This window comes from Rhodopseudomonas pentothenatexigens (assembly GCF_900218015.1).
Taxonomy (GTDB): Bacteria; Pseudomonadota; Alphaproteobacteria; order Rhizobiales; family Xanthobacteraceae; genus Rhodopseudomonas; species Rhodopseudomonas pentothenatexigens.
This window is the reverse complement of sequence record NZ_UFQQ01000068.1, coordinates 1-1,081: the sequence shown is the minus strand read 5'-3', so window position 1 is coordinate 1,081 and position 1,081 is coordinate 1. Positions and strand designations below refer to the sequence as shown.

The window sequence follows — 1,081 nt, the reverse complement described above, 5'->3', positions numbered from 1 at the left end:
GTGCTGGTGCATAGTCAGCACGACAGAGGCCGCTCGGTAGATTCCCGGCCGATCATCTCGCCGTAACCCGGTGCGGGCGCCTCTGTCGGTGTTGCTTGATCGAACAGTCGCACGGGCATTGCCGTTGCGGTGATCGCCCGCATACAGGACCGATGCCCATGACGATTGCAGTGCCGCTTGCGGTTGCGGCCGGCGTCGATGCCGGCCAACGTTTTCTCGATGTCGCGCTGGCTCCGTCGGGCCAGACCTTCCGGATGCCTAATCTGGCCGAGGGAATCGCCGAGATCATCGCCCGCCTCGAACGCTCCGGCGTCAGGCGGGTGGTTCTGGAGGCGATCGGTCCCTATGCCGAACAGCTTGTCAAAGCGCTTTCGGTCGCCGGCTTCGAAGTCGGTATCGTCAATCCGCGCCGGATCAAGGCGTTCCGCGAGGCCGAAGGCGGTCGCGCCAAGACCGACAGGCTGGACGCGCGGCTGATTGCGCGCTTCGCTCTGACTATGCCCGAGACCCTGCGCCCCCTGCCCACCGACACCCAACTCGAGCTGAAAGCGTTGTCGCTTCGACGCCGCCAGCTCACCGAGATGATCGCGATGGAGAAGACCCGGATGAAGCAGGTCCGCGGCACGCTCCTGCTCGATAGTCATCGGGCCGCGATCGCCGCGTTGTCGGCGCAGTGCCAAGCCATCGAGGCCGAACTCGCCAGGCGCATCGGCGACGACGCCGAACTCCGCCGCGTCCTTCACATCCTCAAATCGATCCCCGGCATCGGCGAACGGGTGGCTACGCTCCTCATCACCGACCTACCCGAACTCGGCCAGCGCGATCGCAAGGCCATCGCCAGCCTCGCAGGGCTCGCGCCCCACGTCAGCCAATCCGGCGCAGCGCCGCCTCGCGCCGCCATCGCCGGCGGACGTCCTTGCGTTCGCGCCGCCCTCTACATGGCCGCCCTGGTCGCCGCCCGCCACCACCCCAAGCTCCGCGACGACTACAACGCCCTTCGCCTGCAAGGAAAACCCGGAAAGGTCGCGCTCATCGCAATCGCCCGAAAACTGCTCGTCACAGCCAACGCACTCGTCAAAGC

The 1,081-nt window shown here is 66.5% G+C and carries 1 protein-coding gene; it reads left to right on the top strand.

Annotation, left to right across the window (positions count from 1 at the left end; translation table 11 throughout):
* Nucleotides 1-158: 158 nt before the first annotated feature.
* On the top strand, nt 159-1,081 hold a 923-nt coding region (locus tag DWA33_RS24830), incomplete at its 3' end, for an IS110 family RNA-guided transposase (RefSeq protein ID WP_114361134.1).